The organism is Streptomyces sp. DSM 41931, from assembly GCF_050271085.1.
Lineage (GTDB): Bacteria > Actinomycetota > Actinomycetes > Streptomycetales > Streptomycetaceae > Streptomyces > Streptomyces albogriseolus.
The window spans coordinates 3,431,208-3,443,566 of sequence record NZ_CP189902.1 but is presented as its reverse complement, the minus strand read 5'-3'; the positions used below and the strand labels follow the sequence as shown (position 1 = coordinate 3,443,566).

Annotated in this window: 11 protein-coding genes; 7 read left to right on the top strand and 4 right to left on the bottom strand. The window is 68.7% G+C overall.

The annotated features are described in order from the left end of the window. The first annotated feature begins 221 nt into the window (after positions 1 to 221). Positions 222 to 2,507 carry a transglycosylase domain-containing protein gene (locus ACP7TJ_RS15980; RefSeq protein ID WP_093764271.1) on the top strand — a complete coding sequence of 762 codons (2,286 nt, stop codon included), beginning with the start codon at positions 222 to 224 and terminating at the stop codon, positions 2,505 to 2,507. Positions 2,508 to 2,606: 99 nt separating this feature from the next. After that, positions 2,607 to 4,109, top strand: coding sequence for a glycosyltransferase family 87 protein (locus ACP7TJ_RS15975; protein ID WP_266547495.1), 1,503 nt, complete (start codon positions 2,607 to 2,609; stop codon positions 4,107 to 4,109). A gap of 100 nt (positions 4,110 to 4,209) precedes the next feature. Here the strand turns inward: ACP7TJ_RS15975 and ACP7TJ_RS15970 are convergent, their stop codons facing one another. The 3 genes from ACP7TJ_RS15970 to ACP7TJ_RS15960 all read right to left on the bottom strand — a co-directional run bounded on the left by ACP7TJ_RS15970 (position 4,210) and on the right by ACP7TJ_RS15960 (position 6,945). After that, positions 4,210 to 5,241 carry an alanine racemase gene (locus ACP7TJ_RS15970; protein ID WP_189910054.1) on the bottom strand — a complete coding sequence of 344 codons (1,032 nt, stop codon included), beginning with the start codon at positions 5,239 to 5,241 and terminating at the stop codon, positions 4,210 to 4,212. A 100-nt stretch (positions 5,242 to 5,341) separates the two neighbouring features. Next, complete coding sequence (femX, locus tag ACP7TJ_RS15965) at positions 5,342 to 6,463, bottom strand: peptidoglycan bridge formation glycyltransferase FemX (RefSeq protein ID WP_093764268.1); 1,122 nt, start codon at positions 6,461 to 6,463, stop codon at positions 5,342 to 5,344. 167 nt (positions 6,464 to 6,630) lie between these two features. Further along, positions 6,631 to 6,945 (bottom strand): hypothetical protein, encoded by a 315-nt coding sequence (locus ACP7TJ_RS15960; RefSeq protein ID WP_093764267.1) that lies wholly within the window; start codon positions 6,943 to 6,945, stop codon positions 6,631 to 6,633. A 313-nt stretch (positions 6,946 to 7,258) separates the two neighbouring features. On the opposite strand from ACP7TJ_RS15960, the gene rpsF reads away from it, so the two are divergent. From rpsF to rplI, 4 genes are all read left to right on the top strand, one after another. After that, entirely contained in the window at positions 7,259 to 7,549 is a 291-nt protein-coding gene (gene rpsF, locus ACP7TJ_RS15955; protein ID WP_004985983.1) for a 30S ribosomal protein S6, read from the top strand. 74 nt (positions 7,550 to 7,623) lie between these two features. Beyond that, entirely contained in the window at positions 7,624 to 8,208 is a 585-nt protein-coding gene (locus tag ACP7TJ_RS15950) for a single-stranded DNA-binding protein (RefSeq protein ID WP_019525359.1), read from the top strand. A 43-nt stretch (positions 8,209 to 8,251) separates the two neighbouring features. Next, positions 8,252 to 8,488, top strand: a complete 237-nt coding sequence (rpsR, locus tag ACP7TJ_RS15945) for a 30S ribosomal protein S18 (RefSeq protein WP_003949403.1) — start codon at positions 8,252 to 8,254, stop codon at positions 8,486 to 8,488. A gap of 18 nt (positions 8,489 to 8,506) precedes the next feature. Further along, a complete protein-coding gene (gene rplI / locus ACP7TJ_RS15940; protein ID WP_019525358.1) occupies positions 8,507 to 8,953 on the top strand; it encodes a 50S ribosomal protein L9 in 447 nt (148 codons plus the stop codon). 90 nt (positions 8,954 to 9,043) lie between these two features. Here rplI and ACP7TJ_RS15935 read toward each other — a convergent pair whose 3' ends face one another. Next, entirely contained in the window at positions 9,044 to 10,381 is a 1,338-nt protein-coding gene (locus tag ACP7TJ_RS15935; RefSeq protein WP_167741389.1) for an MATE family efflux transporter, read from the bottom strand. 460 nt (positions 10,382 to 10,841) lie between these two features. On the opposite strand from ACP7TJ_RS15935, the gene dnaB reads away from it, so the two are divergent. After that, a complete protein-coding gene (gene dnaB, locus ACP7TJ_RS15930) occupies positions 10,842 to 12,323 on the top strand; it encodes a replicative DNA helicase (protein WP_093764265.1) in 1,482 nt (493 codons plus the stop codon). Positions 12,324 to 12,359: the final 36 nt, after the last annotated feature.

Sequence of the window (12,359 nt, the reverse complement as noted above, 5' to 3'; positions counted from 1 at the left end):
GCGCCACCGGATCTCCGTCCGATGCCTATGGGCCGGGCACCCGCGGCGCGGGGGATGAGGCCCGTCCGTACGGCAGCCGTGCCGAGGCACGTCGCGCGGCACAGCGGGGAGGGTCCCGCCGCGCCGCCGGGCCCGGCCGCGGACGAGGGCGCGCGGCCCCTCCGGCCAAGAAGAGAGTCATCGACTATCCGCGCTACGACAAGGACGGCTGGCGCCGCTGGATGCCGTCCTGGAAGTTCGTGTCCGGCCTGTGCCTCGCCTTCTTCGGCGGCCTGGTGGCCGTGGCCGGCATCGGGTACGCGATGGTGAGCGTGCCCACCGAGGAGAACGCCGCGGCGTTGTCCGAGAACAACGTCTACTACTGGCATGACGGCACCCAGATGGTCGCCACCGGCAGCGGCCAGAACCGGCAGAACATCAGCTTCGACCGGATCCCCGAGGCCATGCGCTGGGCGGTGATCTCGGCCGAGAACAAGAGCTTCTACAGCGACTCGGGCATCGACCCGATGGGTATCGCCCGCGCGCTCGGGAACATGGCGCGCGGCGGTGACACCCAGGGTGGCTCGACGATCACCCAGCAGTTCGTGAAGAACACCTACCTGAGCCAGGAGCAGACGCTCTCCCGGAAGTTCAAGGAGATGTTCATCTCGATCAAGGTGGGCACCAAGCTCTCCAAGGACGAGATCCTCCAGGGCTACCTGAACACCTCCTACTACGGCCGCGGCGCCTACGGCATCCAGGCCGCCGCCCAGACGTACTACGGCAAGGACGCGGTCGACCTCACGCCGAGCGAGTGCGCCTTCCTCGCGGCCCTGCTCAAGGGCCCGACGTACTACGACCCGGCCGGCAACGAGAGCATCGACAGCTCGGCCTCGGCCGAGGCCAACCGGAAGCGCTCCGAGGAGCGCTGGGCCTGGATCCTCGAGCAGATGCACGCCGACGAGCACCTCTCGACCGCCGAGTACCAGAAGGCGATCAAGAGGTACCCGATGCCCCAGGGCCGCAAGGCGACCAAGGGCATGACCGGTCAGATCAGCTACCTGGTCGACACGGCCAAGCGGTACGTCCTGAAGAACTCGGACATCACCGAGGCGCAGTTCGACCAGGGCGGTTACCAGATCTACACGACCTTCGAGAAGTCGAAGGTCGAGGCGCTGGCCAAGGCCGTGAAGAAGGTCGAGAAGGAGAACATCGACCCGAAGCGCGAGAAGGACCAGCACGTCCAGTTCGGCGCGGCCACGGTGAAGCCCAAGGACGGCGCGATCCTCGCCCTGTACGGCGGCGCCGGCTTCGAGAACGGTCACTTCGTCAACAACGCCGACACCTCCGGTGTCCCGGTCGGTTCGACGTGGAAGCCCTTCGTCCTCGCCGCCGCGATGCAGCACGGCACGTACAAGACCAACGGTGTGGGCGTCTCGCCGGCGAGCAAGTACAACGGCAACGACAACCTGAAGATCCTGAACAACGACGGCTCCTACGTCCTCAAGAAGGACAACACGCCGTTCTTCCAGAAGAACGAGAGCGACAAGCCGTGGGGCTACATCAGCCTGCGGAAGGCGATGGAGCAGTCGGTCAACACCCCGTTCGTGCAGCTCGGCATGGACGTGGGGATGAAGAAGGTGGCGGACGTCGCACAGAAGTCCGGCATCCTCAAGGACAGCTTCGCCGGCCTGAACGCCTCGTTCGCGCTCGGTACGTCCACGCCCAGCGCGATCCGCATGGCGGACGCGTACGCGACCTTCGCGGCGTCGGGCAAGCAGGCCGACCCGTACTCGGTCACCGAGGTCAAGTACCGGGGCTCGGAGCTGCCCGGCTTCGAGAAGCCGCGGGTCAAGCAGGCGATGCCCGAGAACGTGGCGAACAACGTCACCGACGTGCTCGAGAACGTGATCGAGAACGGTACGGCCCAGTACGCCAAGGAGCTGGGGCGCCGGGCGGCCGGCAAGACGGGTACCACGGACGAGAACAAGTCCGCCTGGTTCGTCGGCTACACCCAGCAGTTGTCGACCGCGGTCGCGATGTTCCGTGAGGACCCCAAGAGCCACAAGCTGCTCTCCATGAACGGCACGGCGGGCAAGGACTCCATCCACGGTGGTGACATCCCCACCCAGGTGTGGACCGAGTTCATGAAGGTCGCGCTGAAGGGCGCGTCGGATCCCGGATTCCCGGAGGCCGAGAAGATCGGTGAGGTCGCCGACGGTGTCGGCGCACCGTCGCCGACCCCGACCGAGACGGAGACCGAGGAGGCGAAGCCGTCCGAGACGCCGTCGCCCTCCGAGACGGTGACCACCCCGCCGCCGCCCACGGAGACCGAGACCTGTGGTCCCTTCGACTTCCGTTGCCGGGACGAGGGCGAAGCGGACGGCGGAACCGGAGACGGCGGTGGCGACAACGGAGGCACCGACGGAGGCGTGAGCTCGTCACCCGATCCCAGCACGTCCGAGGACCCGGGAGGTACCCGGGGCGGCGGCAACGGTGGCGGCTTCCTCGGAGGCACCGACGGCTGAGCCGGCCTCTGCCCGATGCGGGCGTTTCACGTGAAACATGGGCCGCCGTACCCGACAGGTACGGCGGCCCTCGCCGTATCAGCGGACAGGTACGGCAGGATGTGCGGCATGCCCAGTGGAAAAACGACGAGCGTCCACGAGCCGGACCCGGTGCGGCCGACGGAGGAGGACCGGGTCGCAGCAGCCGGCAGCGAACTGATCGGGGGACCGATCGGACGGCGTGCCCTGCTCGGCAGATCCTGGTGGACCCCGGTGCGGGTGATCGCGCTCGTGGCGATCGGTGTGTTCGCCCTCGGGCTGGTGCAGAAGGCGCCCTGCTACAACGGCGCCTGGTTCTTCGGTGCCAGTTCGCAGTACACGCACGCCTGCTACTCGGACATTCCGCATCTGTACCAGGGACGCGGCTTCGCCGACGGGCTGGTGCCGTACTTCGACCGGCTCCCCGGGGACATGGAGTACCTCGAGTACCCGGTCCTGACGGGCGTGTTCATGGAGGTCGCGGCCTGGCTCACCCCGGGCAGCGGCAGCATCCAGGACCAGGAGCAGTGGTACTGGATGGTCAACGCCGGGATGCTCATGGCGTGCGCGGCGGTCATCGCCGTGTGCGTGACGCGCACCCACGCCCGGCGGCCCTGGGACGGTCTGCTCGTCGCTCTCGCCCCGGCCTTCGCGCTGACCGCGACCATCAACTGGGACCTGCTGGCGGTCGCTCTGACGGCCGCCGCGATGCTGATGTGGTCACGGGGCCGCGCCCTCGCCTTCGGTGTCCTGCTGGGCCTCGCCACGGCCGCCAAGCTCTACCCGGTGCTGCTCCTCGGTCCCCTGCTCGTCCTGTGCTGGCGCGCGGGCCGATGGCGGCAGTACTGCACGGCGCTCGCCGGGGCCGCCGTCGCCTGGGCCGTCGTGAACGGGCCGGTGATGCTGTTCGCCTTCGACGGCTGGTCGAAGTTCTACTCGTTCAGCGAGGAACGCGGCGTCGACTTCGGGTCCTTCTGGCTGATCCTGGCCCAGAACTCGGACGACCCGATCGCCACCGAGACGGTGAACACGCTCGCGACGCTGCTGATGCTGCTGTGCTGCGCGGGCGTGGCGGCCCTGACGCTCATGGCGCCGCGCCGGCCGCGCTTCGCCCAGCTGGCCTTCCTGATCGTGGCGGCGTTCATCCTCACCAACAAGGTCTACTCGCCGCAGTACGTGCTGTGGCTGGTGCCCCTCGCGGCGCTGGCCCGGCCCAAGTGGCGGGACTTCCTGATCTGGCAGGCCTGCGAGGTGGCGTACTTCCTGGGCATCTGGATGTACCTCGCGTACACGACCAGCGGGGACGCCCACAAGGGCCTGCCCACCGACGGCTACCACTGGGCCATCGGCGTGCACCTGGCGGGGACGGCCTTCCTGTGCGTCATGGTCGTCCGCGACATCCTGATGCCCGAGCGGGACCCGGTGCGCCGCTCCGGCGGTGACGACCCCTCAGGAGGCGTGCTGGACGGCACCGAGGACGTCTTCGTGCTCGGCCCCGCGGCGCGTCCCGCGCGGCACGCGGCCCACGTCGAGGCGCCTCAGGTCGACTGGGGCAGGACGAAGGCCGAGGGCGGTTCGCTCTGAGCGAACCGCCGGGAGGCGTCGCCATCGGTTCCCGGACCACGCGAAGGGCCGTGCACGGAAAACGTCCGTGCACGGCCCTTCGCGTGGTCCGGGTGTCGTCTCAGCGGTCGACGAGCCGGTCGAACTGGGTGGTGGTGTGCCGCAGATGGGCCACCAGCTCCTCGCCGACCTGGGGCTCCGGGGCGTCGGCCGGCACGAACAGGATGGACACCTGCATGTGCGGCGGCTCGGCGAACCAGCGCTGCTTGCCGCCCCACACGAACGGCGAGAGGTTCCGGTTGACGGTCGCGAGGCCCGCGCGGGCGACGCCCTTGGCACGCGGCATGACGCCGTGCAGGGCCTTGGGGGCCTCCAGACCCACTCCGTGGGACGTTCCGCCCGCCACGACCACCAGGAAGCCGTCGGAAGCGGCCTTCTGCTGCCGGTAGCCGAACCGGTCCCCCTTGGCGACCCGGGTGACGTCCAGGACCGCGCCACGGTACTCGGTGGCCTCATGGTCCCCGAGCCAGAGCCGGGTGCCGATCCGGGCGCGGAAACGGGTCTGCGGGAACTGCTGCTGGAGACGGGCCAGCTCGTCGGCCTTGAGGTGGCTGACGAACATCGTGTGCAGCGGCAGGCGCGCCGCCCGCAGGCGGTCCATCCAGCCGATGACCTCCTCGACGGCGTCGGAGCCGTCGGTGCGGTCCAGCGGGAGGTGGATGGCGAAGCCCTCCAGCCGGACGTTCTCTATCGCGGAGTGCAGCTGGGGCAGGTCCTGCTCGCTGATGCCGTGCCGCTTCATCGAGGACATCACCTCGATGACGACACGGGCGCCGACCAGGCCGTACACGCCGTCGACCGACGACACCGAGCGGATGACCCGGTCGGGCAGCGGCACCGGTTCCTCGCCCCGCCGGTACGGCGTCAGCACCAGCAGGTCACCGCCGAACCAGTCCTTGATCCGCGCGGCCTCGTACGTCGTGCCGACGGCCAGGACGTCCGTGCCCAGCCGTGTGGCCTCCTCGGCGAGCCGCTCGTGGCCGAAGCCGTAGCCGTTGCCCTTGCAGACGGGGACGAGCCCCGGGAACTGCTCCTGCACGTGCTTGTGATGCGCCCGCCAGCGCGCGGTGTCGACGTAGAGCGTGAGCGCCATGGCCGGACCTGGAACCTTTCTCGTGGCTGCGGTGTAACACAGGTATGGGAGGCGACGAAGCCGTCGGGCTACGAAGACGAATACCGCGGCGAAGCGCGGGTCAGCGGCGGGACATGTAGATGTCGAGCGCCTTGTGGAGCAGCTTGTTGAGCGGGAAGTCCCACTCGCCGAGGTACTCGGCCGCCTGGCCGCCGGTGCCGACCTTGAACTGGATCAGACCGAAGAGATGGTCGGTCTCGTCCAGCGAGTCGGAGATGCCGCGCAGGTCGTAGACGGTGGCGCCGAGCGCGTAGGCGTCGCGCAGCATCCGCCACTGCATCGCGTTCGAGGGGCGAACCTCACGGCCGATGTTGTCGGAGGCCCCGTAGGAGTACCAGACGTGCCCGCCGACGATCAGCATGGTCGCCGCGGACAGGTTCACGCCGTTGTGCCGCGCGAAGTACAGCCGCATGCGGTTGGGGTCCTCGGTGTTGAGGGCCGTCCACATCCGCTGGAAGTACGACAGCGGGCGCGGCCGGAAGTGGTCGCGCACAGCGGTGATCTCGTACAGCCGCTGCCACTCGGGCAGGTCGTCGTAGCCGCCCTGGACGACCTCGACGCCGGCCTTCTCGGCCTTCTTGATGTTGCGGCGCCACAGCTGGTTGAAGTTCTTGTGGACCTCTTCGAGCGAGCGGTTCGCCAGCGGGACCTGGTAGACGTAGCGCGGCTGGACGTCGCCGAAGCCGGCGCCGCCGTCCTCGCCCTGCTGCCAGCCCATGCGGCGCAGCTTGTCCGCGACCTCGAAGGCGCGGGGCTCGATGAAGTCGGCCTCCAGGTCACGCAGGCGCTTGACGTCCTGGTCCTGGATGCCCCGCTTGATGGTCGAGGCCTCCCAGCGGCGGATGATCACCGGCGGGCCCATCTTCACGGAGAAGGCGCCCTGCTGCTTCAGGTGGGCGAGCATCGGCTCGATCCACTCCTGGAGGTTCGGCGCGAACCAGTTGATGACCGGGCCCTCGGGCAGATAGGCGAGGTAGCGCTTGATCTTGGGCAGCTGGCGGTAGAGCACAAGACCCGCGCCGACCATCTCGCCGCTGCGGTCGTCGAACCAGCCGAGGTTCTCCGAGCGCCACTCCGCCTTGACGTCTGCCCAGGCCGGGACCTGCATGTGGCTCGCCGACGGCAGGCTCTGGATGTATGCCAGATGCTGCTCGCGACTGATGGTCCTCAGGGTCAGGCTCATTCGGGGCGCTCCTCGGGCTGGTGTGTCCCCATGGGTTCAGGGGCTCCGGCTCTCGCGCGAAGCCTACTGCGCCCCGGGTGCGGCCCGTCTGGGCGCACGGGACCTTCGCCCCGGCCGGCGGTCGGCCGGGGCGTCCGACGGTATGTGGTGGGCGGGTGGTGGGGACGTCAGTCGACGACACCGCCGAAGAGGCCACCGTGCGCCATGCCCAGGAAGAAACCGACCGCCGACAGGCCGAGGCCCAGGATCAGCCCGAAACGCTCGCGCGTCGTGACGGAGATCCACTGACCGTACGCCCCGGTGAGGATGCCGACCAGGCCGGTCCAGGAGCTGAGCAGGTGCAGGTGGTGGAACTGCGCCGAGACGAAGGCGGTGAGCCCCAGCACCAGGGTCACCGCGAGCAGGGTGTCCTGGAGCGGATGGGGCTTGCCGTCGGTGGCGAAGAGTCCGCCGGCAGAGTTGGGTCGCATTGCCTGTGCCATGGGCACCTCCTGCGAAGGGCGGCGCATCGTAGCGCCGTACACACCCGATGTGTCCAGATTGACGGTCCTGACCGCCGGATTTCAACCGGAAGCCGCTGTGCGGGTACTCTGTAGCGTCTGCACCGGTGTCTGTCCGGACAGAGCCAGGCGGGAGCAGGAGAGGGCCACGGCCCCTCCGTCCGGCCCGGAAGACCGCCGCCCGACCCATTGTCAGTGGCGGCTGTTCTACTGACAGGCAACGTTGCGCAACGCATCACGACCCTCCTGCCACGGAACGACCGTGGCCGCTGAGTCCAAAGGAGGTGGGTTCCACATGCGTCACTACGAGGTGATGGTCATCCTCGACCCCGATCTCGAGGAGCGCGCTGTCTCCCCGCTGATCGAGAACTTCCTCTCTGTCGTCCGTGACGGCGGCGGAAAGGTCGAGAAGGTCGACACCTGGGGCCGTCGTCGTCTCTCGTACGAGATCAAGAAGAAGCCCGAGGGCATCTACTCGGTCATCGACCTGCAGGCCGAGCCTGCGGTCGTCAAGGAGCTCGACCGCCAGATGAACCTGAACGAGTCGGTCCTCCGGACCAAGGTCCTCCGTCCCGAGACCCACTGAGCTCCGCTCAGCCGATCCCGGGATCCGAGTAGCAGCACAAGCAGCCAGCAGCAAACCCGCCGAGAGGTTCCCCCATGGCAGGCGAGACCGTCATCACGGTCGTCGGCAATCTTGTCGACGACCCCGAGCTGCGCTTCACCCCGTCCGGTGCGGCCGTCGCGAAGTTCCGTGTCGCGTCGACCCCCCGCACCTTCGACCGTCAGACGAACGAGTGGAAGGACGGCGAGAGCCTGTTCCTGACCTGCTCCGTCTGGCGTCAGGCGGCGGAGAACGTCGCCGAGTCGCTCCAGCGAGGCATGCGCGTCATCGTGCAGGGCCGGCTGAAGCAGCGGTCCTACGAGGACCGTGAGGGCGTCAAGCGCACGGTCTACGAGCTGGACGTCGAGGAAGTCGGCGCCAGCCTGCGCAACGCCACGGCCAAGGTCACCAAGACCACCGGCCGCGGCGGCCAGGGCGGCTACGGCGGCGGTGGCGGCGGCGGCCAGGGTGGCGGCGGCTGGGGCGGCGGCCCCGGCGGCGGCCAGCAGGGCGGCGGCGCTCCCGCCGACGACCCGTGGGCGACCGGTGCTCCCGCCGGTGGCCAGCAGGGCGGTGGCGGCGGCTGGGGCGGTGGCTCCGGCGGCAGCGGCGGCGGCTACTCGGACGAGCCCCCCTTCTAGGGCGGGCCGTACCCACACTTCTTGATCACACAGGAGAATCACCATGGCGAAGCCGCCTGTGCGCAAGCCGAAGAAGAAGGTCTGCGCATTCTGCAAGGACAAGGTCACGTACGTGGACTACAAGGACACGAACATGCTGCGGAAGTTCATTTCCGACCGCGGCAAGATCCGTGCCCGCCGCGTGACCGGCAACTGCACGCAGCACCAGCGTGACGTCGCCACGGCCGTGAAGAACAGCCGTGAGATGGCGCTGCTGCCCTACACCTCCACCGCGCGATAAGGGAAGGGTGACCCACTCATGAAGATCATCCTTACCCACGAGGTCTCCGGCCTCGGTGCCGCGGGCGACGTCGTCGACGTCAAGGACGGTTACGCTCGCAACTACCTGATCCCGCGGAAGCTCGCGATCCGCTGGACCAAGGGTGGCGAGAAGGACGTCGAGCAGATCCGTCGTGCTCGCAAGATCCACGAGATCCACACCATCGAGCAGGCCAACCAGGTGAAGGCCCAGCTCGAGGGCGTCAAGGTGCGCCTGGCCGTCCGCTCCGGCGACGCCGGTCGTCTCTTCGGTTCCGTCACCCCGGCCGACATCGCGTCCGCGATCAAGGCCTCCGGTGGCCCCGAGGTCGACAAGCGCCGTATCGAGCTCGGTGCGCCGATCAAGACGCTGGGCGCCCACGAGACGTCGGTGCGTCTGCACCCCGAGGTTGCCGCCACGGTCAACATCGAGGTCGTCGCCGCCTGAGGGCAGCGCTCGCTGAAGCAGTGAGCATGGGGGCCGCATCCGTCAGGGTGCGGTCCCCATGGCATGAGTGCGGTGTTTCACGTGAAACGCTCAGCGCGCGGCGCCCGTGACGACCCAACGACCGGAGCGGGAACGCAGCCACAGGGTCAGCATCCGCACGGTCATCATCAGCGTCATCGTGGCCCACAGTGCGGTGAGTCCGCCGCCGAGGACGGGCACCAATAGGGCGGCCGGAGTGAACACGGCGAGGGTCACCAGCATGGCCCAGGCCAGGTACGGCCCGTCTCCCGCGCCCATCAGAACGCCGTCGAGCACGAAGACGATGCCGCAGATCGGCTGGGACAGCGCCACGATGATCAGGGCAGGCAGTGCCGCGTCCTTCACGGCGGCGTCGCTGGTGAACAGCGGAAGGAACACCGGCCGTGCCAAAACAACCAGCACACCCAGGACGACACCGACGGCCACGCCCCACTCGACCATGCGACGGCACACGTCCCGCGCGCCCTGGGCGTCCCCGGCTCCGAGGTAGCGACCGATGATGGCCTGCCCCGCGATCGCGATGGCGTCGAGGGCGAAGGCGAGCAGGCTCCACAGGGAGAGGATGATCTGATGGGCCGCTATGTCGGAGTCGCCCAGACGGGCGGCCACCGCCGTCGCGATCATCAGAATCGCCCGCAGCGAGAGCGTCCTCACCAGAAGCGGAGCGCCCGCCTGGGCCGACGCCCGGATCCCCGCGGCGTCAGGCCGCAGGGAGGCTCCGTGCCGGTGTGCACCCCGCAGCACCACGGTCAGGTAGACCGCGGCCATGCCCCACTGCGCGATCACGGTGCCCCAGGCGGACCCTGCGATGCCGAGGCCGACGCCGTAGACCAGGACGACGTTGAGGATGCCGTTGGCGACGAAGCCGGCGACGGCCACGTAGAGCGGGGTCCGGGTGTTCTGCAGTCCGCGGAGCACTCCGGTCGCCGCGAGCACGATCAGCATGGCGGGGATGCCGAGCGACGAGATCCGCAGATAGGTGACGGCGTACGGGGCGGCGGTCTCGGAAGCGCCGAAGAGGTCCACGAGCGCGGGCGCCGTGGGGAGGACGACGGTCATGACGGCGGCACCGAGCAGCAGCGCCAGCCAGATGCCGTCCATGCCCTGACGGATGGCGGCGGGGAGGTCACCGGCGCCCACCCGCCGGGCGACGGCCGCCGTGGTCGCGTAGGCGAGGAAGACGAAGACGCTGACCGAGGTCACCAGGAGGGCCGACGCGACACCGAGTCCGGCGAGCTGGGCCGTGCCGAGATGGCCGACGATGGCGCTGTCCGCCATCACGAACAGGGGCTCGGCGACAAGGGCGCCGAAGGCCGGGACGGCCAGCATGACGATCTCGCGGTCGTGCCGTCGGCGGGCGGCCTTGGGGCGCGCGGGGGCCTGTGTCATGTGCACCAATCTAATCATCCACAGGTAAGAGATGCCAGCAGATTGCGCCCCTTACTTTGTGGCACAGGGTGTGGGGTTGCGTACACCCGTTGAGCCGATCTTGATCCCCGCGGGAAAGTTTTTCTTCTGCACAGCCCGTGGATGGCAAAGCGGCAGGTCAGAAGCGCCTTCACAGGGCGTTCACGGGCTTGTTCACAGCGCTGTCCACCGGCTCGTGCACAGGTTTCGCGGAGTTCTCCACAGCTCTGGGCCCGTCGTCCACACGGCCTGTGGATAACCAGATTGGCTGACGGTGCCGACGGGCCTACGGTGGTCCGGCACCTGCTCCGTCCACCGGTTTCGGAAACGTCACAGAACCGGCGCCCGACAAGCGGAGTTGGGCCCCTTATGTGTCAGTGCCGTGCCGTAGAACTGAGAGGCACGGCGAGATCCGCTCCGGCGGACGGGAGGAGGTGGCTCGGTGAGCATTTCCGAGCCCTTGGACGACCCGTGGGCCGACAGCGGTCCCAGTGATCGTCTGCCCGCCTCCCGTCGTACGGGCGACCAGCATGGCAGAGGACGGGACGAGCAGCACGACCGAGGTCCGGACCGGGGCGTGTGGGACGGCGGAGGCTCGGCCTTCGAGCGGGTCCCGCCCCAGGACCTGGAGGCGGAACAGTCCGTGCTGGGCGGCATGCTGCTGTCCAAGGACGCCATCGCCGACGTCGTCGAGATCCTCAAGGGCCACGACTTCTACAAGCCGGCCCACGAGACGATCTACACCGCCATCCTCGACGTCTACGCCAAGGGTGAGCCGGCCGACCCCATCACCATCGCCGCGGAGCTGACCAAGCGCGGCGAGATCAACAAGGTGGGCGGGGCGTCGTACCTGCACACCCTCGTGCAGACGGTGCCCACGGCGGCCAACGCGGCCTACTACGCGGAGATCGTGCACGAGCGGGCGGTCCTGCGCCGCCTGGTCGAGGCGGGCACCCGCATCACCCAGATGGGATACGCGGCCGACGACGACGTCGACGAGATCGTCAACCGCGCCCAGGCGGAGATCTACGCCGTCACCGAGCAGCGCACCAGCGAGGACTACCTGCCGCTCGGCGACATCATGGAGGGCGCCCTCGACGAGATCGAGGCGATCGGATCACGCAGCGGTGAGATGACGGGCGTGCCGACCGGGTTCACCGACTTCGACTCGCTCACCAACGGACTGCACCCCGGTCAGATGATCGTCATCGCCGCGCGTCCCGCGATGGGCAAGTCGACGCTCGCGCTGGACTTCGCGCGGGCCGCCTCCATCAAGAACAACCTGCCCAGCGTCATCTTCTCGCTCGAGATGGGCCGCAACGAGATCGCGATGCGTCTGCTGTCCGCGGAGGCCCGCGTCGCCCTGCACCACATGCGGTCCGGCACGATGACCGACGAGGACTGGACCCGGCTGGCCCGCCGGATGCCGGACGTCTCGGCCGCCCCGCTCTACATCGACGACTCGCCGAACCTGTCGATGATGGAGATCCGCGCCAAGTGCCGGCGGCTGAAGCAGCGCAACGACCTGAAGCTGGTGGTCATCGACTACCTCCAGCTGATGCAGTCGGGCGGCTCCAAGCGGGCCGAGAGCCGTCAGCAGGAGGTCTCGGACATGTCCCGTAACCTCAAGCTGCTGGCCAAGGAGCTGGAGATCCCGGTCATCGCGCTGTCCCAGCTGAACCGTGGTCCCGAGCAGCGCACGGACAAGAAGCCGATGGTCTCCGACCTGCGTGAGTCGGGCTCCATCGAGCAGGACGCCGACATGGTCATCCTGCTGCACCGCGAGGATGCCTACGAGAAGGAGTCCCCGCGCGCCGGCGAGGCCGACCTGATCGTCGCCAAGCACCGAAACGGCCCGACGGCCACCATCACGGTCGCCTTCCAGGGCCACTACTCGCGCTTCGTGGACATGGCGCAGACCTGAGGCGCCTCGACACACCCCGCGCGCGTCGGCCCGACG

Excerpts from the sequence above, each read along its gene's own strand:
- femX (WP_093764268.1), bottom strand. The coding sequence starts at position 6,463 with ATGAGCCTGACCCTGAGGACCATCAGTCGCGAGCAGCATCTGGCATAC.
- ACP7TJ_RS15980 (WP_093764271.1), top strand. The coding sequence starts at position 222 with ATGCCGTCCTGGAAGTTCGTGTCCGGCCTGTGCCTCGCCTTCTTCGGC.
- ACP7TJ_RS15950 (WP_019525359.1), top strand. The coding sequence starts at position 7,624 with ATGGCAGGCGAGACCGTCATCACGGTCGTCGGCAATCTTGTCGACGAC.
- ACP7TJ_RS15975 (WP_266547495.1), top strand. The coding sequence starts at position 2,607 with ATGTGCGGCATGCCCAGTGGAAAAACGACGAGCGTCCACGAGCCGGAC.
- rplI (WP_019525358.1), top strand. The coding sequence starts at position 8,507 with ATGAAGATCATCCTTACCCACGAGGTCTCCGGCCTCGGTGCCGCGGGC.
- rpsF (WP_004985983.1), top strand. The coding sequence starts at position 7,259 with ATGCGTCACTACGAGGTGATGGTCATCCTCGACCCCGATCTCGAGGAG.
- ACP7TJ_RS15935 (WP_167741389.1), bottom strand. The coding sequence starts at position 10,381 with ATGACACAGGCCCCCGCGCGCCCCAAGGCCGCCCGCCGACGGCACGAC.
- ACP7TJ_RS15960 (WP_093764267.1), bottom strand. The coding sequence starts at position 6,945 with ATGGCACAGGCAATGCGACCCAACTCTGCCGGCGGACTCTTCGCCACC.
- ACP7TJ_RS15970 (WP_189910054.1), bottom strand. The coding sequence starts at position 5,241 with ATGGCGCTCACGCTCTACGTCGACACCGCGCGCTGGCGGGCGCATCAC.
- rpsR (WP_003949403.1), top strand. The coding sequence starts at position 8,252 with ATGGCGAAGCCGCCTGTGCGCAAGCCGAAGAAGAAGGTCTGCGCATTC.